This is a genomic window from Serratia sp. FGI94 (assembly GCF_000330865.1).
In the GTDB taxonomy this organism is placed as follows: Bacteria; Pseudomonadota; Gammaproteobacteria; order Enterobacterales; family Enterobacteriaceae; genus Serratia_B; species Serratia_B rubidaea.
This window is the reverse complement of record NC_020064.1, coordinates 492,289-517,418: the sequence shown is the minus strand read 5'-3', so window position 1 is coordinate 517,418 and position 25,130 is coordinate 492,289. Positions and strand designations below refer to the sequence as shown.

Annotated in this window: 21 protein-coding genes; 17 read left to right on the top strand and 4 right to left on the bottom strand. The window is 60.6% G+C overall.

Annotation, left to right across the window (positions count from 1 at the left end):
• The 7 genes from cutC (at position 1) to D781_RS02260 (ending at position 6,971) form a co-directional block, all read left to right on the top strand.
• Positions 1-3,405 (top strand): choline trimethylamine-lyase, encoded by a 3,405-nt coding sequence (gene cutC / locus D781_RS02290; protein ID WP_015670692.1) that lies wholly within the window; start codon positions 1-3, stop codon positions 3,403-3,405.
• Positions 3,406-3,479: 74 nt separating this feature from the next.
• Positions 3,480-4,418: a choline TMA-lyase-activating enzyme gene (cutD, locus tag D781_RS02285; protein WP_233494110.1), complete on the top strand. Its 939-nt coding sequence runs from the start codon at positions 3,480-3,482 to the stop codon at positions 4,416-4,418.
• A gap of 10 nt (positions 4,419-4,428) precedes the next feature.
• Positions 4,429-4,857, top strand: a complete 429-nt coding sequence (locus D781_RS02280; RefSeq protein WP_015670690.1) for a BMC domain-containing protein — start codon at positions 4,429-4,431, stop codon at positions 4,855-4,857.
• A gap of 102 nt (positions 4,858-4,959) precedes the next feature.
• Positions 4,960-5,526 (top strand): phosphate propanoyltransferase, encoded by a 567-nt coding sequence (locus tag D781_RS02275; RefSeq protein WP_233494125.1) that lies wholly within the window; start codon positions 4,960-4,962, stop codon positions 5,524-5,526.
• A gap of 9 nt (positions 5,527-5,535) precedes the next feature.
• Complete coding sequence (locus tag D781_RS02270) at positions 5,536-6,210, top strand: hypothetical protein (protein WP_015670688.1); 675 nt, start codon at positions 5,536-5,538, stop codon at positions 6,208-6,210.
• A 57-nt stretch (positions 6,211-6,267) separates the two neighbouring features.
• The gene (locus D781_RS02265) at positions 6,268-6,630 is read left to right on the top strand and encodes a multidrug efflux SMR transporter (protein ID WP_015670687.1); all 363 of its coding nucleotides are present in this window, start codon (positions 6,268-6,270) and stop codon (positions 6,628-6,630) included.
• Positions 6,631-6,641: 11 nt separating this feature from the next.
• Positions 6,642-6,971 (top strand): multidrug efflux SMR transporter, encoded by a 330-nt coding sequence (locus D781_RS02260; protein ID WP_015670686.1) that lies wholly within the window; start codon positions 6,642-6,644, stop codon positions 6,969-6,971.
• Positions 6,972-7,051: 80 nt separating this feature from the next.
• On the opposite strand, the gene lptG is transcribed toward D781_RS02260, so the two are convergent.
• On the bottom strand, positions 7,052-8,122 hold the full coding sequence (lptG, locus tag D781_RS02255) for an LPS export ABC transporter permease LptG (protein WP_015670685.1): 1,071 nt from the start codon (positions 8,120-8,122) through the stop codon (positions 7,052-7,054).
• Positions 8,122-9,216, bottom strand: a complete 1,095-nt coding sequence (gene lptF, locus D781_RS02250; protein ID WP_015670684.1) for an LPS export ABC transporter permease LptF — start codon at positions 9,214-9,216, stop codon at positions 8,122-8,124. Before lptF ends, lptG begins: the two co-directional genes overlap by 1 nt.
• Positions 9,217-9,498: 282 nt before the next feature.
• Here lptF and pepA point away from each other — a divergent pair, with 282 nt between their 5' ends.
• The 5 genes from pepA to D781_RS02225 all read left to right on the top strand — a co-directional run bounded on the left by pepA (position 9,499) and on the right by D781_RS02225 (position 17,176).
• Positions 9,499-11,010, top strand: a complete 1,512-nt coding sequence (gene pepA / locus D781_RS02245; RefSeq protein ID WP_015670683.1) for a leucyl aminopeptidase — start codon at positions 9,499-9,501, stop codon at positions 11,008-11,010.
• A 164-nt stretch (positions 11,011-11,174) separates the two neighbouring features.
• Positions 11,175-11,624, top strand: coding sequence for a DNA polymerase III subunit chi (locus tag D781_RS02240; protein WP_015670682.1), 450 nt, complete (start codon positions 11,175-11,177; stop codon positions 11,622-11,624).
• Between the two features lie 13 nt (positions 11,625-11,637).
• Positions 11,638-14,514 carry a valine--tRNA ligase gene (locus D781_RS02235; RefSeq protein WP_015670681.1) on the top strand — a complete coding sequence of 959 codons (2,877 nt, stop codon included), beginning with the start codon at positions 11,638-11,640 and terminating at the stop codon, positions 14,512-14,514.
• A 319-nt stretch (positions 14,515-14,833) separates the two neighbouring features.
• Positions 14,834-15,337 (top strand): GNAT family N-acetyltransferase, encoded by a 504-nt coding sequence (locus tag D781_RS02230; RefSeq protein WP_015670680.1) that lies wholly within the window; start codon positions 14,834-14,836, stop codon positions 15,335-15,337.
• Positions 15,338-15,568: 231 nt separating this feature from the next.
• Positions 15,569-17,176, top strand: coding sequence for a GMC family oxidoreductase N-terminal domain-containing protein (locus tag D781_RS02225; protein ID WP_015670679.1), 1,608 nt, complete (start codon positions 15,569-15,571; stop codon positions 17,174-17,176).
• Here the strand turns inward: D781_RS02225 and miaE are convergent.
• Entirely contained in the window at positions 17,173-17,934 is a 762-nt protein-coding gene (gene miaE / locus D781_RS02220; RefSeq protein WP_015670678.1) for a tRNA isopentenyl-2-thiomethyl-A-37 hydroxylase MiaE, read from the bottom strand. The genes D781_RS02225 and miaE overlap by 4 nt on opposite strands.
• 56 nt (positions 17,935-17,990) lie before the next feature.
• Positions 17,991-18,413 (bottom strand): ribonuclease E inhibitor RraB, encoded by a 423-nt coding sequence (gene rraB, locus D781_RS02215; protein ID WP_015670677.1) that lies wholly within the window; start codon positions 18,411-18,413, stop codon positions 17,991-17,993.
• A 163-nt stretch (positions 18,414-18,576) separates the two neighbouring features.
• Between rraB and argF the strand changes: the two genes are divergently transcribed.
• The 5 genes from argF (at position 18,577) to D781_RS02190 (ending at position 25,125) form a co-directional block, all read left to right on the top strand.
• Entirely contained in the window at positions 18,577-19,596 is a 1,020-nt protein-coding gene (gene argF, locus D781_RS02210) for an ornithine carbamoyltransferase (RefSeq protein WP_015670676.1), read from the top strand.
• 398 nt (positions 19,597-19,994) lie between these two features.
• Positions 19,995-20,930 (top strand): aspartate carbamoyltransferase, encoded by a 936-nt coding sequence (gene pyrB, locus D781_RS02205; protein ID WP_015670675.1) that lies wholly within the window; start codon positions 19,995-19,997, stop codon positions 20,928-20,930.
• Between the two features lie 11 nt (positions 20,931-20,941).
• Positions 20,942-21,406 carry an aspartate carbamoyltransferase regulatory subunit gene (gene pyrI, locus D781_RS02200; protein WP_015670674.1) on the top strand — a complete coding sequence of 155 codons (465 nt, stop codon included), beginning with the start codon at positions 20,942-20,944 and terminating at the stop codon, positions 21,404-21,406.
• Positions 21,407-21,539: 133 nt separating this feature from the next.
• A complete protein-coding gene (ridA, locus tag D781_RS02195) occupies positions 21,540-21,926 on the top strand; it encodes a 2-iminobutanoate/2-iminopropanoate deaminase (RefSeq protein ID WP_015670673.1) in 387 nt (128 codons plus the stop codon).
• 211 nt (positions 21,927-22,137) lie between these two features.
• A complete protein-coding gene (locus tag D781_RS02190; RefSeq protein ID WP_015670672.1) occupies positions 22,138-25,125 on the top strand; it encodes an amino acid adenylation domain-containing protein in 2,988 nt (995 codons plus the stop codon).
• Positions 25,126-25,130 lie beyond the last annotated feature (5 nt).

The following is a 25,130-nucleotide window of genomic DNA, read 5'->3' as shown; positions in this document are numbered from 1 at the left end:
ATGGCACACTATGCACTGACGCCGCGCGTACAGCAGCTGGCGGAACGCTTTTTATCTCAGAACAGCACCATCAGCACCGAACGCGCCAGCCTGCTGGAGACGCTGAACGACGACGTAGCCGGCCAGCCGGCTCAGGTTCGCCATGCCCGGCGTTTCAATGAGCTGGTGAAAAAACTGCCCGGCTATATCGGCCCGGATGAGCTGATTGTCGGCAGCCAGTCCTCCGTGCCGCGCGCCGCTATTTTCCACAGCGAAAGCGAGCTGCGCACCCCTTCCGCCTTTACCACGCCGGGCCAGAAATCGCCTGACTATCTGGCGGTGATCACCAAAGGCCTGAACGCCATCGGCGCCGAAATGGAAGACCGCGCCAGAAGCATCGGCAGCGCGGTCAGCCGCGGCGCGCTGGATGAGGCCAACCAGTGCCGCGCCATGATCTACGCCTGCAACGCCGTTATTCATCTGGCGCAGAAGCTGGCCGATAAGGCGGAGAACCTGGCCGCGGTGGAAAACCATCCTTACCGCCAGGCCGAACTGCGCGAAACCGCCGCCATCCTGAGAAAAGTGCCGGCGCAGGGCGCAGGCAGCTTTAAAGAGGCGTGCCAGGCGTTTTATCTGTTCCAGCTGGCGCTGCATCTGGAAAACGGCAGCTACGCGGTCAGCCCGGGCGGCTTCGACAAGCTACTGTACGGCTTCTACCAGCACGATATTACCCATGGCGTTCTGACCCCGGCGCAGGCCTATGAGATCGTCGAATGCCTGTGGTTAAAACTGAGCGAACTGTCAGAAGTGCGCGCCCCTTGCGAGCAGGACGGCTACCCGATGTTCGACGCCATGCTGCACGGCGTAAGCATTGACGACCCGGCGCTGGTGATTAACGAACTGTCTGCCATGCTGCTGGCCGCGCGCCGCAACCTGGAAAGCATCAACCCGGCGCTGCGCATCCGGCTGTTTGGCGGCCAGTCCGTCTCCCATGCCCAGCGCTACGCCGCCGCCAGCTCGCAGCCGACGCCGGCCGCCGGCCAGCTGATGCCGGGCCTGACGCCGCGCCTGCAGCGCCTGCGCGACAACTACCTGGACGCCCGTCCGAGCGTCTCCATCTACCGCGCTCTGGCCTTTACCGAAGTAGCGAAGAACAACCCGGGCCTGCCGACCATTCTGCTGCGCGCCAAGTCGTTCCGCGCCGCCTGTGAAAGCGCGCCGATCCTGATCCAACCTGACGAACTGATCGTCGGCCACCCGTGCGGTAAACCGCGCGCCGGCGCCTTCTCGCCGGATATCGCCTGGCGCTGGGTGAAGGACGAGCTGGATACCATGAGCACCCGTCCGCAGGATCCGTTCGAGATCGCCGAAGAAGACAAGCAGATCATCCGCGAACAGATCGTGCCGTTCTGGGAAGGCCGCTCGCTGGATGAGATCTGCGAGGCGCAGTACCGCGAGGCCGGCGTCTGGTCGTTCAGCGGCGAAACCTTCGTCAGCGATCTCTCCTACCACCAGATCAACGGCGGCGGCGATACCTGCCCGGGCTACGACATCCTGCTGTTCACCAAGGGCATGAACGGCATCAAAGCCGACGCCCAACAGCGCCTCAACGCGCTGAGCATGGAAAACCCGGAAGATATCGACAAGATCTACTTCTACAAGGCGGCGATCGAAACCTGCGACGGCGTGATGAACTATGCCAAACGCATCGCCGACAGGGCGCGCGAGCTGGCGTCGCAGGAGCACGATCCGGCGCGCCGCGCCGAATTGCTGACCATTGCGGAAACCAACGACAACGTGCCGGCCAACCCGCCACAGACCCTGCAGGAAGCGCTGCAGAGCATCTGGACGATAGAGTCGCTGTTTGAGGTGGAAGAGAACCAAACCGGCCTGTCGCTGGGGCGTCTCGACCAGTACTGCTACCCGATGTATCAGGCGGATATCGCCTCCGGCCGTCTGACGCAGGAGCAGGCGCTGGAGCTGATGCAGGCATTTATCATCAAGTGCGCCGAGCTGATGTGGATGTCCAGCGAGCAGGGCGCCAAGTACTTCGCCGGCTACCAGCCGTTTATCAACCTGACCGTGGGCGGCCAGAAGCGCAGCGGCGGCGACGCCTGTAACGAACTGACCTACCTGATTATGGATGCGGTGCGCTTTGTCAAAGTGTATCAGCCGTCGCTGGCCTGCCGTATTCACAACCAGTCGCCGCAGCAGTATATGGAAAAAATCGTCGAGGTGGTGAAAGCCGGCATGGGCTTCCCGGCCTGTCACTTTGATGATTCCCACATCAAGATGATGCTGCGCAAGGGATTCGATTTTGAAGACGCGCGCGACTACTGCCTGATGGGCTGCGTGGAGCCGCAAAAGTCGGGCCGCATCTACCAGTGGACCTCTACCGGCTACACCCAGTGGCCGATCGCCATCGAGTTCGTGCTCAACCGCGGCCGCATGGTGCTGTTCGACAGCTATCAGGGCCTGGATACCGGCGAGCTGCATACGCTGAAAACCTATGAAGACTTCGACCGCGCGGTGAAGGAGCAGGTGGCGCATATCGTCAAACTCTCCGCCATCGGCACCGTAATCAGCCAGCGCGTACACCGCGACGTGGCGCCGAAACCGCTGATGTCGCTGCTGGTGGAAGGCTGTATGGAGAAAGGTCTCGACGTCGCCGCCGGCGGCGCGGTGATCAACCATGGCCCTGGCCTGATCTTCTCGGGTCTGGCGACCTATGTCGACTCGATGGCCGCCATCCGCAAGCTGGTGTATCAGGACCGTAAATACACCCTGGAGCAGATCCGCGATGCGCTGCTGGCCAACTTCGAAGGTTACGAACAGCTGCGCCGCGACTGTCTGAACGCGCCGAAGTACGGCAACGACGACGACAGCGTGGATCAGTTCGCCCTCGACATCACCGAGTGGACGGAGCGCGAGTGCCGTCAGTACAAGATGCTCTACTCGCGCCTGAGCCACGGCACCCTGTCCATCTCCAACAACACGCCGATCGGCGAGCTGACGGCGGCGACGCCGAACGGCCGTCTGGCCTGGATGCCGCTGTCCGACGGCATCAGCCCGACCCAGGGCGCGGACAAGCAGGGGCCGACCGCCATCATCAAGTCCGTCAGCAAGATGAACGTGGAGACCATGAACATCGGCATGGTGCACAACTTCAAGTTCCTCAAGGGGCTGCTGGATACCCCGGAAGGCAAGAACGGGCTGATCACCCTGCTGCGCACCGCCTCGATTCTCGGCAACGGCCAGATGCAGTTCAGCTATGTCGATAACGAGGTGCTGAAAAAGGCTCAGTTGGAGCCGGAGAAATACCGCGACCTGATCGTGCGCGTTGCGGGCTACAGCGCCTACTTCGTGGAGCTGTGCAAAGAGGTTCAGGACGAAATCATCAGCCGTACGGTGATTGAGAAGTTCTGATATTGCGCCGGGGATAACGCAGGGAAGCGTTATCCCACCGCCCTACAGATGAGGTAACGATAACCATGGATAACATGGAAAAAAAGGGTCGCATTTTCAACATCCAGAAATACTCGATCTATGACGGAAACGGTATCCGCACCCTGATTTTTTTCAAAGGCTGCAACATCCGCTGCGCCTGGTGCGCCAACCCTGAAGGGTTGAGCAGCCAGTTCCAGGTGATGTACTCCCGCGACAAATGCGTTGACTGCGGCCAGTGCGTCGATGTCTGCCCGGTAGGCATCCATTCGATGATTAAAACCCCGCATGGCGACCCGCAGCACCGGGTAGACCGCCAGATCGACTGCATCGGCTGCCGCAAGTGTGAAGAAGTGTGCGTCAGCGACGCGCTGGACATTATGGGCAAAGACGTCACGGTGCGGGAGCTGTTGGACATCATCATGCAGGACATCGACTTTTACCACGCTTCCAGCGGCGGCGTAACGCTGGGCGGCGGCGAGCTGAGCATGCAGACGGATTTTGCCGTCGCGCTGCTGACCGAATGCAAAAAAATGATGATCAACACCGCCATTGAGACCAACGGCACCACGCCGCTGGCCAATTACGAAAAGCTGGCGACCTGCACCGATATGTTCCTGTTCGACATCAAACATATCGACACCGAACGCCACCGTGAACTGTTCGGCATCGGCAACGAAGGCGTGAAGCGCAATCTGGAGCGCCTGGTGGAGCTTGGTGCGCATGTCGTGGTACGCATGCCGCTGGTGCGCGGCTACAACGACTCCTACGACGCCATCACCGGCGCGATTGAGTATGTCACCGCGCTGGCACGCCGCGGCAATATCAGCCGCATCGACGTGCTGCCCTACCACCAGTTGGGTTCAACCAAATACGACCGGCTCGACATGATTTATCCCGTTCAGCACGACCCCAGCTACAGCGAGCAGGAATTAGATCAACTGGCGGCGTTTTTCCAACGCTTCGATTTCGACATCAGACTGGTAAGGCACTAAGGAGAATCACATGAAGTTAAGCCTGGGAGTCATTGAAACCTACGGCCTCACCGCCGCCATTCAAGCGGCCGACGCGGCCTGCAAATCCGCCTCGGTCACGCTGCTGGGTTACAAGAAGATCGGCGCCGGTTTGGTCAACGTGTTCCTCGGCGGCGAAATCAGCGCGGTGAAGAGCGCCGTTGACAGCGGCGTTGCCGCCGTCGGCCAGCCGACGTTTATCCGCGGCCGGCTGGTTATCGCCCGTCCGGGCGAACAGGTGGTGGCACAGCTGAACGATCTTGCTGGCAATGCCCTGACGCCGTCTGCCGACAACGATACCGGCAAGGCGTCCGCCACCGCCGCCCCTGCCGCCAAACAGGAAGAAGCCCCGCCGCCGGCCGCCGAGGCGAAGCCCGAGCGCGCCGAGAACCGCGCAGGCGGCAAAAAGGATCAGAAATAACGGCAGCGTCTCTTAACTGTTAGGAACAACCCTATGTTTAAAGCATCGTTACTGGAAAAGGTGCGGCACAACCTAGCGCAGGCACAGCCGCTGTCGTCGGCGATGACGATCCCGATTGGCGTCTCCAACCGCCATGTCCACCTGTCACAGCCGGATATCGAGGCGCTGTTCGGCCCCGGTTACCGGTTGACGCCGCTGAAGGAACTGCGTCAGCCGGGGCAGTTCGCCGCCAAAGAGTGCGTAACCATCGTCGGGCCGAAAGGCGCGATCGGCAAGGTGCGGGTGCTGGGGCCGGCGCGGGAGGTTTCTCAGCTGGAAATCTCCAAGGCCGACTGTTTTACCCTCGGGGTGAAAGCGCCGGTGCGCGAGTCCGGCCAGCTGCAGGAATCAGGCGACGCGATGCTGGCCGGCCCGGCGGGCTATGTCGCGCTGCGTTCGCAGGTGATTTGCGCCCAGCGGCATATCCATATGTCGCCGCTTGACGCCGCCCGGCTGGGGGTCAGCAACGGGCAGGCGGTACGGGTCAAAACGGCGGGCCAGCGTGCGCTGGTCTTTGATCAGGTGGTGGTGCGCGTGAAAGAGAGCTTTGCGCTGGAGCTGCACATCGACACCGATGAGGCCAACGCCGCCGGGCTGGCCTCCGGCGACAGCGTCACGCTGGCCGACTAAGGAGAGACGATGATGCAGGACGAAACCATCGAACGGATTGTGGACGCGGTACTGATGCGCATGCGGCCGCGGCTGTTGCTGCTGCTCAACGCCGCGGACGGCTATCACGACATTATCCTGGCGCGTCTGCAGCACTGTCGTCACTTCGCGCCGCAGGTGCTGTTTGCCGACGGCGCGCAGGCTGTCCATCCGGCGGACGTCTGGCGGCAGCTCGGCCCCGTCGTCACGCTGGCGGAGATAGAGCAGGTCGGCGTGCTGGACAATATCGACCGCGTCATCGCGCCCTTCCTGGATTTTTCCACCGCGGCGGAAGTCGCTCATGACCTGTTTCAGTCCGACGGTGCACGCTGCATTCAGCTGGCGCGGCTGCACAACACGCCGGTGCTGGCGCTGGATTATAACTGCAATCCGCACAGCGAGTTAAACCGGCTAAAAGGGCTGGGCGGCAATCAGGACGCGCACTCGCTGGCGGACAATCTGCCCCGGCTGGCGCAGCGCGGCATTCAGTTCTGCAGTCTGGAACAGATGCTGTCGCCGACGCCGCTGCCCGTAACCTCCGCCGACGCCGTGGCTGAAACCGGCGGCTATATCACCCTCAGCGAGCTTAAGCAGCGCAACGGCCATTGCCCGCCGGGTGCCAGGCTGACCGATCTGGCGCTGGAATACCAACGAGGAAACCAATAACCAAAAAAATTATTCCCCAACTTTATGGAAATCATCATTTATCAGGAGAAGCAGAGTATGTCATCGAAAGCGAAGTCCTGGCTGTGGATGTTGTTGGTGATAGCATCCGAGACCTCAGCCACCTCAACCTTAAAGATGTTCGATAACAGCGAGGGCACCACCAAAACCTTACTGCTGGGCCTTATCGTCGTGCTGTATTGCGCCTGTTACTACGCCCTGTCCAACGCGGTGAAACACATCCCCGTCGGCCTGGCCTACGCTACCTGGTCAGGCACCGGTATTTTGCTGGTATCGACGCTGGGGATGGTGTTCTACGGCCAACACCCCGATGTCCCGGCGATGATCAGCATGGCGATTATCGCCAGCGGCATCGTGATTATGAACCTGTTTTCTAAAATGGGCTCGTCAGAGTCAGAGTAAGGGAGCGGCACATGTTTAATATTGGCTTTCTGTGGCTGGCATTGTCGATCGGCGCCGAAATCACCGGCACCTCGATGATTAAAAAAACCAACAGCTTTAAGAAGTTCGGTCCCTCGCTGCTGGTGATCTGCGCGTACTGCCTGTGCTACTTCGCGCTGACCCGGGCGATGGGCTATATGCCGGTAGGGGTCGCCTACTCGCTGTGGTGCGGCTTTGGCATTGTCGGCGTGACCGCAGTGTCGATGCTGCTCTATAAGCAAAAGCCCGACCTGCCGGCCATCTTCGCCATGGCGCTGATCATCGGCGGCGGCATCATCATGAACACCTTCTCGCAGATGTAATCCCCGCCGGTTTCTGCCGGCCGCCGGGATCAAAAAAGGGTCGAAGCTCGCTTCGACCCTTTTGTGTTATCAGACGTACGTTATTTGCGTTTGAGCAGCATATACACGCTGACCGACAGGAACAACAGGCTCGGCAGCAGCGCGCCCAGTACCGGCGGCATGCTGTACACCAGGCTCAGCGGACCGAATATCTGGTCCAGCACGTAGAACAGAAAGCCGCAGCTGATGCCGGTCACCACGCGTACCCCCATCGGCACGCTGCGCAGCGGGCCGAAGATAAACGACAGCGCCATCAGCATCATCACCGCCACCGACAGCGGCGAGAAGATTTTGCTCCACATGTTCAGCTGATAGCGGCTGGCTTCCTGACCGCTCTGCTTGAGATATTTGGAGTAGTTGTGCAGCCCGCTGATGGAGAGCGAATCCGGATCCAACGCCACCACGCCCAGCTTATCCGGCGTCAGGTTGGTCTTCCATTCCCCGCTCAGCGTCTGGGTGCCGGTGACCTGTTTGGCGTTGGTCAGATCCGAGGTATCCACCTGCGACAGTTTCCACACGCCGTCTTCAAAGCTGGCGGTGGCGGCGTAGCGCACCGTTTCCAGCCGGCGCTGGTCGTTAAAGTGGTAGATATTGACGCCGGACAGCTCGTTTTTACCGGAGACCCGCTCGATATAGATAAAGTCGGTGCCGTCCTTCGCCCACAGGCCGCTCTTGGTAGACAGCAGCGAACCGCCGTACATCTGCTGCGCCCGGTAGTTACGCGCCATCTGCTCGCCCTGCGGCGCCACCCACTCGCCGATCGCCATGGTCAGCAGCATCAGCGGAATGGCGGTTTTCATCACCGAGCCGGCGATTTGCAGCCGCGTAAAGCCGGAGGCCTGCATGACCACCAGTTCGCTGCGCGTCGCCAGTTGCCCCAGCCCCAGCAGCGCGCCCAACAGCGCCGCCATCGGGAAGAAGGTTTCAATGTCCTTCGGCACGCTCAGCAGGGTATAGACTCCCGCCCCCAGCGCCGAATACTCCCCTTGCCCGACTTTGCGCAGCTGGTCGACAAACTTGATGATGCCGGACAGCGACACCAGCATGAACAGCGTCATGATAATGGTGTTGAAGATGGTTTTACCGATATAGCGGTCTAATACGCCAAACATCAGGCTGCTCCTCTCAGACGTCCGCGCAGCTTACGCATCGGCACGGTATCCCACAGGTTGAGCGCCAGCGCGATCGCAAAGTACACCGCATTCACCAGCCAGATCCACAGCATCGGGTCCAGCTTGCCCTTGCCGGCGTTGGAGCGCAGCGACGTCTGCAGCAGGAAGAAGATCAGATACAGCAGAATGGCCGGCAGCATGCTCAGCACGCGCCCCTGACGCGGGTTCACCACGCTGAGCGGCACCACCAGCAGCGCCATCAGCACTACGGAGACCACCAGCGTCAGACGCCAGTGGAACTCGGCGCGCGCTTCCTGCTCGTCGGACTGCCACAGCATGCTCATCGGCATCTGCTCGGCCTCGGTGTTGTCCATGGTCACAGCGCGGTGGCCAATCACCGCCTTGTAGTCGCTGAAGTCGGTAATGCGGAAATCACGCAGCAGCGCGGTGCCCTCAAAGCGGGTGCCCTTATCCAGCGTCACCACCTGCGAACCGTCTTTCGCCTGATTGATCCGGCCATGTTCTGCCACCACCACCGACGGGCGCTGGTTGCCGTTCGGCCGCAGCTGCGCCAGGAACACGTCATTGAAGGTGTTGCCCTTGACGTTGCCGATAAACAGCACTGAGTTGCCGTCCTGCGACGGCTTGAACTGTCCTTCCGCCAACCCGGCCACGCTCGGGTTGGCCTTGGCTTCGGCAATCACCTCATCCTGATGGCTGGAAGCCCACGGGCCGATCCAGAACACGTTGGCGGCGGCGGCGGCGGCGGTGAACAGCGCCAGCACCATCGCGGCGATAATCAGGGTGCGTTTGCCCAGGCCGCAGGCGTGCATCACCGTAATTTCACTTTCGGTGTACAGCCGTCCAAGCGTCATCAACAAGCCAAGAAACAGGCTTAACGGAAGAATGAGCTGCGCCATTTTCGGCACGCCCAGAGCGAGCAGGGATAATACTAAATTTGTCGGGACATCGCCGTCCACCGCGTCGCCTAACACCCTGACCAGGTTCTGACAAAAGAAGATCAGCAGCAGGATGAACAGGATCGCGATTTGGCTCTTGAGCGTTTCCCGTACCAGATATCTAATGATAATCACGCTTATTACGCCTGTGAAAACTTGTCTTTTTGCAGGAAAATCGATAGTTTCTTCGCTAATCCGCCATTTATTCTCATCATATGGCAACCTTCACAGCTAAAATAGTATTACAACATCAAGCCGTTTGGGTGCCCTATAGGAACATACCTATAGTCGCCAAAACAGAACAATTTACGCCGTTCAGGTTAACATACTTTGGTTAACTCAACGGCGGGAGATCGTTACGGAGCTGGTCATTCTAGCCGTACCTCCCGCCTTTGTCTTTAAGATTCAGGAGAGTGCATGGAGTTCAGTGTAAAAAGCGGTAGCCCGGAAAAACAGCGCAGTGCCTGTATTGTAGTCGGCGTTTTCGAACCGCGCCGCCTGTCGCCTATCGCAGAACAACTCGACAAAATCAGTGATGGTTATATCAGCGCCCTGTTGCGCCGTGGTGAACTGGAAGGCAAGGTCGGCCAGACATTGCTGCTGCACCACGTGCCTAACATCCTCTCCGAACGTATCCTGCTTATCGGCTGCGGTAAAGAGCGCGAGCTGGATGAACGCCAGTACAAGCAGGTGATTCAGAAAACCATCAATACCCTTAACGACACCGGCTCGATGGAGGCGGTCTGCTTCCTGACCGAGCTGCACGTCAAAGGCCGCAACACCTACTGGAAGGTACGTCAGGCGGTGGAAACCGCCAAAGAGACGCTGTACACCTTCGACCAGCTGAAAAGCAACAAGGTGGAACCGCGCCGTCCGCTGCGCAAAATGGTGTTCAACGTGCCGACCCGCCGTGAACTGACCAGCGGCGAACGCGCCATTCAGCACGGCCTGGCGATCGCCTCCGGCATCAAGGCGGCGAAAGATCTCGGCAATATGCCGCCGAACATCTGTAACGCCGGCTATCTGGCCTCGCAGGCGCGCCAACTGGCGGACGCCTTCAGCACCAACGTCACCACCCGCGTGATCGGCGAGCAGCAGATGAAAGAGCTGGGCATGAACGCCTATCTGGCGGTCGGCGCCGGTTCGCAGAACGAATCATTGATGTCGGTGATGGAATATAAGGGCAATCCGAACCCGGACGCTAAGCCTATCGTGCTGGTCGGCAAGGGCCTGACCTTTGACTCCGGCGGCATCTCGCTCAAGCCGGGCGAAGGCATGGACGAGATGAAATACGACATGTGCGGCGCGGCGACGGTGTACGGCGTGATGCGCGTGGTGGCGGAGCTGAAGCTGCCGCTGAACGTGATCGGCGTGCTGGCGGGCTGTGAAAACATGCCGGGCGGGCGCGCCTATCGTCCGGGCGACGTGCTGACCACCATGTCCGGCCAGACGGTGGAAGTGCTGAACACCGACGCCGAGGGCCGTCTGGTGCTGTGCGACACCCTGACCTACGTTGAGCGCTTCGAACCGGAGCTGGTGATTGATATCGCCACCCTGACCGGCGCCTGCGTGATCGCGCTCGGCCACCATATCACCGGGCTGATGTCGAACCACAACCCGCTGGCGCACGAGCTGATCGGCGCGTCCGAGCAGGCCGGCGACCGCGCGTGGCGTCTGCCGATGGCCGACGAGTACTACGAGCAGATGGACTCCAACTTCGCCGATATGGCGAATATCGGCGGCCGTCCGGGCGGCGCCATCACCGCCGCCTGCTTCCTGTCGCGCTTTACCCGCAAGTACAGCTGGGCGCACCTGGATATCGCCGGCACCGCCTGGCGCTCCGGCAAGGCCAAAGGCGCGACCGGCCGACCGGTGGCGCTGCTGTCGCAGTTCCTGCTCAACCGCTCCGGGCTGAACGGCGACGAATAACAGCCCTTCACTTTCAAGCCGCAGCCGTTGTTGGCTGCAACTTGAAATCTATTGGGTATATAATTCTCTCAGCAGCGAAGGGGCAGCGTTATCTGCCCCGTTCCCTAAAAGGGCGCAACCGACACGTTGTGCCCTGTTTTTTTATCGGCAGCGGTGGATCCATCATGAAACAGGCGACGTTTTACTTGCTCGACAATGCCGACCCGGCGGGCGCGCTGAGCGCGCACGAGGCCGTGGCCTGCGCCGTAGCCGCCGACGCCTTCCGCGCCGGCAAGCGGGTGCTGGTCGCCTGTGAAAGTCAGGAACAGGCCATCCGGCTGGATGAAGCGCTGTGGCAGCGCGACCCGCACCAGTTTGTGCCGCACAACCTGGCCGGCGAAGGGCCGCACTACGGCGCGCCGGTGGAGCTGTGCTGGCCCGGCAAGCGCGGCAACGCCCCGCGCGATCTGCTGATCGCCCTGCTGCCGCAGTTTGCGGACTTTGCCACCGCTTTCCATGAAGTGGTAGACTTTGTCCCTTATGAAGAAACCTTAAAACAGTTGGCGCGCGACCGATACAAAGCCTATCGCAGCGTCGGCTTCCACTTGACCACGGCAACGCCGCCAACTCACTGAATTACGAAATAAAATGGAAAAGACAAACAGTCAGCTCGATACCGCCTATAACCCGACCCAGATCGAACAGAAACTGTACGACCATTGGGAAGAGCAAGGTTACTTCAAGCCCAATGGCGACACCAGCCAGGAAAGCTTCTGCATCATGATCCCGCCGCCGAACGTCACCGGCAGCCTGCACATGGGTCACGCTTTCCAGCAGACCATCATGGACACCATGATCCGCTATCAGCGCATGCAGGGTAAAAACACCCTGTGGCAGGCGGGCACCGACCACGCCGGCATCGCCACCCAGATGGTGGTGGAGCGCAAAATCGCCGCGGAAGAAGGTAAAACCCGCCACGACTACGGCCGCGACGCGTTTATCGACAAAATCTGGCAGTGGAAGGCGGAATCCGGCGGCACCATCACCCGTCAGATGCGCCGCCTCGGCAACTCGGTAGACTGGGAGCGCGAGCGCTTCACCATGGATGAGGGCCTGTCCAACGCGGTGAAGGAAGTGTTTGTCCGCCTGTACAATGAAGACCTGATCTACCGCGGCAAGCGCCTGGTGAACTGGGATCCGAAACTGCGCACCGCCATCTCCGATCTGGAAGTGGAAAACCGCGAATCCAAAGGTTCCATGTGGCACCTGCGCTATCCGCTGGCCGACGGCGCGAAAACCGCCGAAGGGAAAGACTACCTGATCGTCGCCACCACCCGTCCGGAAACCATGCTGGGCGACACCGGCGTGGCGGTAAACCCGGAAGACCCGCGCTACAAGGATCTGATCGGCAAAGAGATCGAGTTGCCGCTGGTAGGCCGCCGCATCCGCATCGTCGGCGATGAACACGCCGATATGGAAAAAGGCACCGGCTGCGTGAAAATCACCCCGGCGCACGACTTCAACGACTATGAAGTGGGCAAGCGCCACGGCCTGCCGATGATCAACATTCTGACTTTCGACGGCGATATCCGTCAGGAAGCGGAAGTGTTCGATACCCTGGGCGAAGCCAGCGACGTTTACAGCAGCGATATCCCGGTACAGTTCCGCGGCCTGGAGCGCTTCGCGGCGCGTAAAGCCGTGGTGGCCGCCTTTGAAGAGCTTGGCCTGCTGGACGAAATCAAACCGCACGACCTGACCGTGCCTTACGGCGACCGCGGCGGCGTGGTCATCGAACCAATGCTGACCGACCAATGGTACGTACGCACCGCGCCGCTGGCGAAAGTGGCGGTGGAAGCGGTTGAGCAAGGCGATATCCAGTTCGTACCGAAGCAGTACGAAAACATGTACTTCAGCTGGATGCGCGACATTCAGGACTGGTGTATCTCCCGTCAGCTGTGGTGGGGCCACCGCATTCCGGCCTGGTACGACGCCAACGGCAAAGTGTACGTCGGCCGCAACGAGGAAGAAGTGCGCCGCGACAACAACCTGGCGGCGGACGTGGCGCTCAGCCAGGACGAAGACGTGCTGGACACCTGGTTCTCTTCCGGCCTGTGGACCTTCTCCACCCTGGGCTGGCCGGAGCAGACCGACGCGCTGAAAACCTTCCACCCGACCAGCGTGATGGTCAGCGGCTTCGACATCATCTTCTTCTGGATCGCCCGCATGATCATGCTGACCATGCACTTTATCAAAGATGAAAACGGCAAGCCGCAGGTGCCGTTCCACACCGTTTACATGACCGGCCTGATCCGCGACGACGAAGGGCAGAAGATGTCCAAGTCCAAGGGCAACGTCATTGACCCGCTGGATATGGTCGACGGCATTTCGCTGGAAGATCTGCTGGAAAAACGCACCGGCAACATGATGCAGCCGCAGCTGGCGGAGAAAATCCGCAAGCGCACCGAGAAGCAGTTCCCGAACGGCATCGAGCCGCACGGCACCGACGCCCTGCGCTTTACCCTGGCGGCGCTGGCCTCCACCGGCCGCGACATCAACTGGGATATGAAGCGCCTGGAAGGCTACCGCAACTTCTGTAACAAGCTGTGGAATGCCAGCCGCTTTGTGCTGATGAACACCGAAGAGCACGACTGCGGCTTCAACGGTGGCGACATGCAGCTGTCGCTGGCGGACCGCTGGATCCTGGCGGAATTCAACCGTACGGTGAAAGCTTACCGCGACGCGCTGGACAGCTACCGCTTCGACATCGCCGCCGGCATTCTGTACGAGTTCACCTGGAACCAGTTCTGCGACTGGTACCTGGAGCTGACCAAGCCGGTTATCAGCAACGGCAGCGAAGCGGAACAGCGCGGCACGCGCAACACGCTGATCACCGTGCTGGAAGCGCTGCTGCGCCTGGCGCACCCGATCATTCCGTTTATCACCGAAACCATCTGGCAGCGCGTCAAGCTGCTGAAGGGCATCAGCGCCGATACCATCATGCTGCAGCCGTTCCCGGCCTACGACAGCGCGCTGGAAGATGAGCAGGCGCTGGCGGATCTGGAGTGGATCAAGCAGGCCATCATCGCGGTGCGTAACATCCGCGCCGAGATGAACATCGCGCCAAGCAAAACGCTGGAAGTGCTGCTGCGCAACGCGAACGGCGACGCCCAGCGCCGCGTGCAGGAGAACCAGAACTTTATCGCCCGTCTGGCGCGTCTGGAATCCATCGCGCTGCTGCCTGCCGGCGAGAAAGGCCCGGTTTCCGTCACCAAGCTGGTGGACGGCGCCGAACTGCTGATCCCGATGGCCGGCTTTATCGACAAGGACGCGGAAATTGCGCGCCTGGCGAAAGAGATGGCCAAGCTGGACGGCGAGATCGCCGCGATTGAAGGCAAGCTGTCGAACGAAGGCTTTGTCTCGCGCGCGCCGGAAGCGGTTGTCGCCAAAGAGCGCGATCGCCTGGCGGCCTGCAAGGAAGGCAAGGTGAAACTGCAAGAGCAGCAGGCGACCATCGCCGCGCTGTAATCCCGCGGGCGCCGCTGCGTGCGCCCGTCAGTCAGATAACCGGTAAAGCTGATTATTAGGGAGAGCGTGCCGATGGGGTCGTAGCGGCGCAAGCCGCCGAAGCGCCCCTCGGTGCGCTAGGCCCGAGTATCTCGAACTATCAGACGACTTTGCACAGCGGGTTAACCCCCGCTGTTTTTTTTCGCCGTTGCATCAGCCCCGGCTTCAGTGTTATTACAGACTATCAATCGCGCACGGACGCTTCACCGGGAAATATCCCCGGTGCGCTTGCTGCTGGAATAAAAACAACGACGATCTCTTTTGGATGGCAAAAGTAAACATGACAACCGCAACTCCCGTGCGCCTGCGGGTGCGCCCCATCGCGGCGGCCGATAACGCCGCCATCGCCCAGGTGATCCGCGAGGTGTCCGCCGAGCACGGCCTCACCGCGGACAAGGGCTACACCGTTTCCGACCCGGATCTGGATGCGCTGTACCAGCTGTACAGCCGGCCGCGCAGCGCCTACTGGGTGGTGGAGCTTAACGGTCAGGTGGCCGGCGGCGGCGGCGTCGCTCCGCTGCCGGGCGGCGAAGCGGACGTGTGCGAACTGCAGAAAATGTACTTCCTGCCGGCGCTGCGCGGACAGGGGCTGGCGAAGCGGCTGGCGCTGCAGGCGTTGGCGTTCGCCCGCGAGCAGGGCTTCCTGCGCTGCTATCTGGAAACCACCGCCAGCCTGACGCAGGCCGTCGGCCTGTATCAGCACCTCGGCTTTGTCCATATCGACCACGCCATGGGCCACACCGGCCACGGCGACTGCGAAGTCACCATGCTGAAAACGCTGTAATCCCCGCCCGACGCCGCCGCGGACGCCCTGCCCGCGGCGAAGCTATTAATATCAAAGTCATTGATATTTTCAGAAAGAATACGGTGCTATTCAATCAGTTAAATTCATCTAAAATCATTAGCCATCGATTTATTGTGACATTCATTAATAAATTAATGAATGCATGTTTGAGCATCCTGCCGGCTGGACTACGCTGCTATCAGCGATTCGTTCAGCCAACAGGGAGTGTCTATGTCAGACAACCGTTTTGATTACATCATCGTCGGCGCCGGCTCGGCCGGCTGCGTGCTGGCGGCGCAGTTGATCCGCCGCACCCAGGCGCGGGTGCTGCTGCTGGAGGCCGGCGGCGACGACAATAACCTGTTTATCAAAATGCCCGCCGGGGTGGCGAAGATCATCGCCAAAAAAAGCTGGCCCTATGAAACCGAGCCGGAACCGCACGCCAACGGCCGCCGTATGCAGATCGCCCAGGGGAAAGTGCTGGGCGGCAGCAGCTCGATCAACGGCATGATCTACATCCGCGGCCAGCGGCAGGATTACGACGACTGGGAGCAGCAGTACGGCTGCCACGGCTGGGGCTACCGCGACGTGCTGCCCTACTTCCGGCGCGCCGAGGCCAACGAAAGTCTGTCCGACGCCTATCACGGCGACGAGGGGCTGCTGCCGGTCAGTGAGAACCGCTATCGCCATCCGCTCAGCATGGCGTTTATCCGCGCCGGGCAGGAGCTGAACCTGCCCTACCGCAACGACTTCAACGGCGACAGCCAGCACGGCGTCGGCTTCTATCAGACCACCACCCGCAACGGCGAGCGCGCCAGCACCGCGCGCACCTACCTGCAGGCGGTGCGCGACCAGCAGCGGCTGGTGGTAAAACTCAACGCGCTGGCGCACCGGGTGATTATTGAAGACAACGTCGCCCGCGGCGTGGCCTACAGCCAGAACGGCGGCGCCGAAGTGAGCGCCTTCGCCGAACAGGAAGTGATTATCTGCGCCGGCGCGGTCGGCTCGCCCAAGCTGCTGATGCTGTCGGGCATCGGCCCGCATGCGCATCTGACATCGCTGGGCATCACGCCGCTGGCCGACCTGCCGGTGGGCAAAAACTTCCACGACCATCTGCATATGTCGATTAACGCCAGCACCCGTCAGCCGGTCAGCCTGTTCGGCGCCGACCGCGGCCTGCAGGCGCTGCGCCACGGCGCGCAGTGGCTGGCGTTCCGCAGCGGCGTGCTGACCTCCAATATTCTGGAAGGCGCGGCCTTCGCCGACAGCCGCGGCGGCGATCGCCCCGACGTGCAGGTGCACTTCCTGCCGTTGCTCGACGGCTGGGACAACGTGCCGGGCGAACCGCTGCCCGAGGTCCACGGCGTGACGCTGAAGGTCGGCTATCTGCAGCCGAAGGCGCGCGGCGAGGTGCTGCTGCGCAGCCGCAACCCGGCCGACGCGGTGAAGCTGCACGCCAACTACCTCGGCCACCCGGAAGACCTGGCCGGCTGCGTGCGCGCGGTGAAATTCGGCCTGCGTTTTCTGCAGACCGCGGCGCTGAAGCCGTTAATCAAAGAGGTGCTGATGCCGCTGCCGGCGTGGCAGCAGGATGACGCGCAGCTGGAGGAGTTCGTGCGCAACTTCTGTAAAACGGTGTATCACCCGGTGGGCAGCTGCCGCATGGGGCAGCACGCCGCGGAGTCGGTCACCGATCTGCAGCTGCGGGTGCACGGTTTTGCGCGGCTGCGGGTGGTCGACGGTTCGGTGATGCCGCAGGTGCCCAGCGGCAATACCAACGCGCCGACCATTATGCTGGCCGAGAAGGCCGCCGATCTGATCCTCGGCGCGGCGGACTAGGCCGGCAGGCCGCTGTGGAAGCGGAACTCATCGTCCGGCGACAGGATCAGCTCCGCCTCGATACGGCCAAAGTGGGCGACGCGTGCGCTGATATCCTCGCTGCCGGCGATCTGCTGCGCCAGCGTCAGGTAATCCTGATAGTGGCGCGCCTCCGAGCGCAGCAGCGACAGGTAGAAGCGGTGCAGCTCGTCGTCCAGATGCGGCGCCAGCCTGGCGAAGCGCTCGCAGGAGCGGGCCTCGATATAGGCGCCGCAGATCAGTTTATCGATCAGCGTCGCCGGATCGTGAGTGCGCACCTCGCGGATCATCCGCTTGGCGTAGCGGCTGGCGGTGATTTTCTTATAGGCAATGCCGCGCGACTGCATAATCGACAGCACCTGAGAAAAGTGGTGCAGTTCCTCTTTAATCAGCAGCACCATTTTATCCACCAGATCCTGGCCGTAGGCGGACCCCTGCTTCGGCAGCAGTTTGCGGGTGAACTGGCTCTGGTTGAACAGCGCCTCCGGCACGCCCTGCGCCTCATGCACAAACGTCTCATACGGCTTCAGCAGCGCCAACAGCGCATCGCCGCTCTCCTTGTCCACCACGTAGCGACGGATCAGCCACATGCCGGTCTGGGCGGCTTTCAGCTCGCACACCAGATGGTCGGTCAGCAGCAGCGACAGGTTTTCCGGCCGGCGCGCGGCGTCGATCCAGCCGTCCGGGGTTTCACAGTGCAGAAAAGAGAGGATCGGGGCAAGTAACGATGGGTAATTCATAAAGTCTTCAAAGGCCGGCGGGAGCCGGCCCTACAGAGTGGTTAAACAGGGAACGATCAGTGGCGCTTGCCGTCGTCGTCTTCGTCGATAAATTCACCGTCTTCGTCGTCGCCGTCTTCACCGTCCGGGTCTTCAAAATAGGTGCCCCAGCCGTCGTAGCTGACGCCGCATTTTTCCGCCAGCGCCACCAGCTGCTCGACCTGTGCGTCGATCACTTCCGGGTTCAGGCCCACTTCGCTGATCACGTCGCAGCACATCAGCAGCTGGCCGTCTTCCACTTCCAGCTCTTCGGCGTCGGTGACTTCATAACCCAGTTTGAAGGCTTCCACCGCGGCCTTCTCCAGGACTTCAAACTTTTCGGCAGAGAAATGGTGCTCGATGGTGTAGAGCGCATCCGGATCGCTGCCGTCTTCCAGCAGTTCTTCGATGATCAGACGCGTCTCTTCCCGTTGTTCTTCCAGCAATTCGCGGTTTGCCATGACTCTATCCTCAATAAATGGCTTTTACTCCTTCTATTTTCACACAGCGCCGTCGCGGCTGCCACGTTAATCACGAAAGATTTCCTGCTCGGGGTTGAATTTGAATATTCATACATATAAAGTGAATTTTAATTCAAAAATAGACGATAAAGGATACCTGGCGATGAGCAGCACAAACCCCTTTTACCAGCGGCATTTTTTACGCTTGATGGATTTCACCCCGGCGGAGCTGCAGGCGCTGCTGCAGCTGGCTGCCGATCTGAAGCTGGCGAAAAAACAGGGCCGTGAAGCCCGCCGCCTGCAGGGGAAAAATATTGCGCTCATCTTTGAGAAGGATTCCACCCGCACCCGCTGCGCGTTTGAAGTCGCCGCGTTCGACCAAGGGGCACAGGTCACCTATCTCGGGTCGAGCGGCAGCCAGATCGGCCACAAAGAGTCGATGAAAGACACCGCCCGGGTGCTGGGGCGCATGTACGACGGCATTCAGTACCGCGGCTACGGCCAGCCGCTGGTGGAAACGCTGGCGCACTACGCCGGCGTGCCGGTCTGGAACGGCCTGACCGATGAGTTCCACCCCACCCAGCTGCTCGCCGATCTGCTGACGGTGCAGGAACACCTGCCGGGCAAACCGCTGTCGGCGGTGAAGTTCGCCTATATCGGCGATGCGCGCAACAACATGGGCAACACGCTGCTGGAAGCGGCGGCGCTGACGGGCATGGATCTGCGTCTGGTGGCGCCCAAGGCCTGCTGGCCGCAGGCGGAGCTGGTGGCGGAGTGCCAGGCGCAGACCGAACGTCTGGGCGGCAAGATTACCCTGACCGAAGATATCGCCGCCGGGGTGCAGGACGCCGACTTCCTGTATACCGACGTCTGGGTGTCGATGGGCGAAGCAAAAGAGGTGTGGCAGGAGCGTATCGCGCTGCTCAAGCCTTATCAGGTCAATATGGCGATGCTGCGCCAGACCGGCAACCCGCAGGTTAAGTTCCTGCACTGTCTGCCGGCGTTCCACGACGACCAGACCACCCTTGGTAAGCAGATGGCCGAACAGTACGGCCTGTACGGCGGCATGGAGGTCACCGACGAAGTGTTTGAGTCGTCGCACAGCATCGTGTTCGATCAGGCGGAGAACCGTCTGCACACCATCAAGGCGGTGATGGTCGCCACGCTGAGCCAGGAAGGGTAAGAAAACGATCCCTTTCGCCTGATTTAGGCTAAGCTCAACAGCATATTGCCGGGGCGCGTCACGCACAGGCAATGGGAAAGCGGGTTACGGCCCGCTTTCCCTTTTCCGTTTTTCCTCCGGCCAATCGATTGCGAAAATCCCTTTTTAACGTTTGCAGCGGCGTCCGTCGCGGGTATAATGCGCGGCAATTTGCCAGGAGAAAGCATGAACAACAGCACCACTTTTGCACCGCAAAACCGGCTGCCAATCGGCGGTCAGCTGGCGTTATTTCTCCTGTTGCCGGACCGATCTTATTAAAAAGGCCCCTCGTTGAGGGGCTTTTTTTTGCCTGCAAGGCAGAGCGTCACCGCGTTTGTTAACCGCCCCGCGCCACGGGCATGCGTCGAGGAGAGTGAAAAATGGCCAACCCGCTGTATCACAAAAACATCATCTCTATTAACGATCTCAGCCGTGAAGATCTGGAACTGGTGCTGCGCACCGCCGCCAGTCTGAAGGCGCAGCCGCAGCCGGAACTGCTGAAGCACAAGGTCATCGCCAGCTGTTTCTTCGAGGCTTCAACCCGCACCCGTCTGTCGTTTGAAACCGCCATTCAGCGCCTGGGCGCCTCGGTGGTCGGCTTTTCCGACAGCAGCAACACCTCCCTCGGCAAGAAAGGCGAAACGCTGTCCGACACCATTTCCGTTATCAGCACCTACGTTGACGCGATTGTGATGCGCCACCCGCAGGAGGGCGCGGCGCGCCTGGCCTCCGACTTTTCCGGCGACATTCCGGTGCTTAACGCCGGCGACGGCGCCAACCAGCACCCGACGCAAACGCTGCTGGATCTGTTCACCATTCAGGAAACGCAGGGGCGACTGAGCAATATCAACATCGCCATGGTCGGCGACCTGAAGTACGGCCGTACCGTGCACTCTCTGACCCAGGCCCTGGCCAAGTTTGAAGGCAACCGCTTCTATTTCATCGCTCCGGACGCGCTGGCGATGCCGGGTTACATCCTGAAGATGCTGGAAGAGAAAGGCATTCCGTACAGCCTGCACAACAGCATTGAAGAAGTGGTGCCGCAGCTGGATATTCTGTATATGACGCGCGTACAGAAAGAGCGCCTCGACCCGTCGGAATACGCCAACGTGAAGGCGCAGTTCGTGCTGCGCGCCGCCGATCTGGCCGGGGCGCGCGACAACATGAAGGTGCTGCACCCGCTGCCGCGCATCGATGAAATCACCATCGACGTCGATAAAACGCCGTACGCCTACTACTTCCAGCAGGCGGGCAACGGCATTTTCGCCCGGCAGGCGCTGCTGGCGCTGGTATTAACCGCAGAACTGGACTTTTAAGGGGAACCATCATGACGCACGATAATAAACTGCAGGTTGAAGCCATCAAATGCGGCACGGTGATCGACCACATTCCGGCGCAGGTCGGCTTTAAACTGCTGACCCTGTTCAAGCTGACCGCCACCGACCAGCGCATCACCATCGGCCTGAATCTGCCCTCGAAAGAGCTGGGGCATAAAGATCTGATCAAGATTGAGAACACCTTCCTGACCGAGCAGCAGGCCAACCAGCTGGCGATGTACGCGCCGAAGGCCACGGTCAACCGCATCGACAATTATGAGGTGGTGCACAAGCTGACCCCCAGCCTGCCGGACCATATCGACGGCGTGCTGACCTGCCCGAACGGCAACTGCATCAGCCGCAGCGAGCCGGTGCCCTCCAGCTTCAGCGTTAAATCCCGCGCCGACGCGGTGCATCTGCAGTGCCGCTACTGCGAAAAAGAGTTCGAGCATCAGGTGGTGCTGCAGGCCGGATAAAATTGCCGGGCGCGCCTGTTCATCTGCCGGCGACGCCCTATAATGGGATTTCCGAAGCTCACTACCCACGTTGATACCTGACGGATTTACGCCGCGGCGCGGCCTGAACCCGCAGGGAAAATCAGGAGAAAACATGTCACGTAACATCAGCACTGAACTCGCACCGGCAGCCATTGGTCCTTATGTGCAGGGCGTTGACCTGGGCAGCATGATCATCACCTCCGGCCAGATCCCGGTCGATCCGAAAACCGGCGCCGTGGCCGACGACGTCGCCGCTCAGGCGCGCCAGTCGCTGGAAAACGTGCAGGCCATCGTCGAAGCCGCCGGCCTGAAGGTCGCCGACATCGTTAAAACCACGGTGTTCGTCAAAGATCTCAACGATTTCGCCACCGTTAACGCCACCTACGAAGCCTTCTTCAGCGAACACAACGCGCCGTTCCCGGCCCGCTCCTGCGTGGAAGTGGCGCGTCTGCCAAAAGACGTGAAAATTGAAATCGAAGCGATTGCCGTACGTCGTTAATTCCAGCGTCAAGCTAGATTGACAGCGGTCGGCTTATGCCGGCCGTTTTATGTTTAGATAATATTATTATTTCCCCTAAAACAAGCAGTAATAATAATCCCACTCCATTTTAATTCCACCCCACCAAATCTGGCTATAATTAATTTTCGTCCGGCCGGGCAAACCTTACCTCATATCTCTTTATACCAATATTTGCTATTAGGAGAGAACCATGGCCAATCACGTATTGGATGCTTTTATCCAACAGGTTTCCACGTCCCCTGCTCACCCGGCAATTATCGATAAAGACAATAATACAATGAGTTATCAAAAGCTTGATACGTTGAGCGATCGTCTGTGCGCCTTGCTGCAACAGAAAGGTGTCGGCCCCGGTGATTATATTCCGCTGTTGGCACAGCGTACGCCGCAGCTGGTTATCGGCATGCTGGCAATTGCCAAGTCTGGCGCCGCGTATATTCCGCTGGACAGCAGCTACCCTGAGCAACGCATAAAATACATTATCGAACAAAGCCGTTCGTCGATTATATTATCAGACCATGAAAATAATAATGAAATAAATCAAGACAACAGAGGAGGAATAATTAATATTAATACTATTACAGACGAAATAGTATTAACGCGTCAACCGGTCGATATTCCTCAGCAGGCGCTGGCGTATGTTATTTTTACCTCCGGCACCACCGGCACGCCCAAAGGCGTCATGGTCGAACACCTGCCGCTGTGGAATATCGTCCGCTGGCACAACCGGCAATTTGCCATGGACGCCGACTGCCGCACCACGCTGAACGCCGGCATCGGCTTTGACGTCGCGCAGTGGGAAATCTGGTCGGCGCTGACCAGCGGCGCCGCACTGTGCCTGCCAGCGGAAGAGCAGCGATTGCAGCCCACCGCGCTGCTGCAGTTTTTTGCCGACCGGCGGCTGACTCACGCCTTCGTGCCGACGGTGCTGGTGCCGGACGTGGTGCGCGCCGACAAGCCGGCGCAGCTGGCGCTGCGCTATCTGTTCACCGCCGGCGAAAAGCTGACCCCGCTCGACCCGACGCCGCTCGGCTGTCCGCTGATTGACTACTACGGCCCGACCGAAGCGACAATTTTCGCCACCTGTAATCCGCTCACCTGTGCCGCCGATGCGGCCACCGCCAGCATCGGCCGCCCGGTGACCGACACGGAAATCTTTATTCTGGATGAGCAGCTGCAGCCGGTCAGCGGCGACGCGCCCGGCGAACTGTTTATCAGCGGCAGCTGTCTGGCGCGCGGCTATCTGCATAACCCGCAGCTCAGCGCCGAAAAATTCCTGCAGCCCGTCGGGTTTAACGGCAAACGGCTGTACCGCAGCGGCGACCGCGCCCGTTGGCTGGCGGACGGCCGCATTCAGTACCTCGGCCGACTGGACGATCAGGTCAAGATCCGCGGCAACCGTATTGAACTGGGTGAGATTGAGAGCGTCATCATGCAGACGCCCGGCGTGAGCGCGGCGGTCGCCGTGGTGGCCGAGCCTGAGCACGCCGCCGATAAAAAGATCGTCGCCTGCCTGGTGGCCGACGCTGCGCAGCCTGACCTGCTCGACGCCGTCAAAGCACGCCTAAAAAAGACACTTCCGTCTTATTTTCTGCCGGCCGATTACCTACTGCTGCCGCGTTTGCCGCTGAACGCCAACGGCAAAACCGACAAGGCGGCGCTGCTGGCGCACTATGCCGCCAGCCGCACCACGGCGGGCAATGCGCTGCCGGACGCCGCGCAGGAACAGGTCGCCGCCGTCTGGCGTGAACTGCTGGCGCTGAACGCGATCGGCGCCGATGATAATTTCTTCGATATCGGCGGCCATTCGCTGCTGGCGGCCCGGCTGGCGGAAGCCATCGGCCAGCGACTCGGGGTGAAAACCTACGTGCGCGATATTTACGAATTCCCCACCGTCGCCGCGCTGACCCGCGCGCTGGCGCAACGCAGTGGGCAGGCGCAGCCGGAGCTGGACAGCGAGCCGGTGCGCGCACTGCAGGAAGATGCGAAATTGCCGCCGGACGTACAGATCAACCCACACTTTGAACCGCAGCAGCTGATGCAGCCGCGCGCCATTCTGCTGACCGGCGCCAGCGGCTTTGTCGGTTCGCACCTGCTGGCGGATCTGCTCGCCACGCGCCAGGCGGATATCTATTGCCTGGTACGCGGCGACAGCGCCGAACAGGCCGACCAACGCCTGGATGCGGTGCTGCAAAAACACCATATCGTCCTGAGCACCGAACAGCGCAGCCGGGTATATGTCGTGCCCGGTAATCTGGCGGAACCCCGCTTCGCGCTGCCCGATGAGCAGTACCAGCGACTGTGCCGGCAGGTGGATATGATTTATCACTCCGCCAGCGCGGTGAACTTTATCCAGCCTTACTCCTACATGAAGCGCGACAACGTGCAGGGCCTGAACGAAATTATCCGCTTCGCCGCCCACCTGCGCACCAAGCCGCTGATGCTGCTGTCCACCATCTCCGTTTACAGCTGGGGGCATCTGCACACCGGTAAACGGGTGATGCTGGAAAGCGACGACATCGACCAGAACCTGCCGGCGGTGCTCAGCGATCTTGGCTACGTACGCAGCAAATGGGTAATGGAAAAAATCGCCGATCTGGCGGCGCTGCAGGGACTGCCGCTGATGACCTTCCGGCTGGGCTACGCCACCAGCCATAGCCGAAGCGGCGTCAGCGCCGACTACCAGTGGTGGGGACGGCTGGTGCAAACCTGCCTGAGCAGCGGCACGCTGCCCGACCTGCGCGATCTGCGTGAAGGCCTGACCACGGTGGATTATATGACGCGCGCCATTGCGCATATCAGCCGTAACCCGCAGGCGCTGGGGCTGAAGTTCAATCTGATCCACGAGGACAGCAACAACCTGACGCTGCAGCAGTTCTTCCAGCGGCTGGCGGACTATTTCGGCTACCGCTTCCGCTCGATGCCTTACCACGACTGGCTGGCGCAGTGGCAGCATGATGAAAACGCGCCGCTGTATCCGCTGCTCAGCCTGTTCCGCGACAACATGTCGCACGGCCAGGCGGCGGTGCAGCTGTATCAGGATACCTACCAGTGGGACTGCAGCAACGTGAAGCGCTTTCTGGCCGGCAGCGGCATTGAGGAGCCGCGCTTTACCCGGCAGGAGCTGGAAAACTATCTGTATCGGCTCACCGGCAAGGCGCCGGTTTCGCTGACGGCATAGGCAAA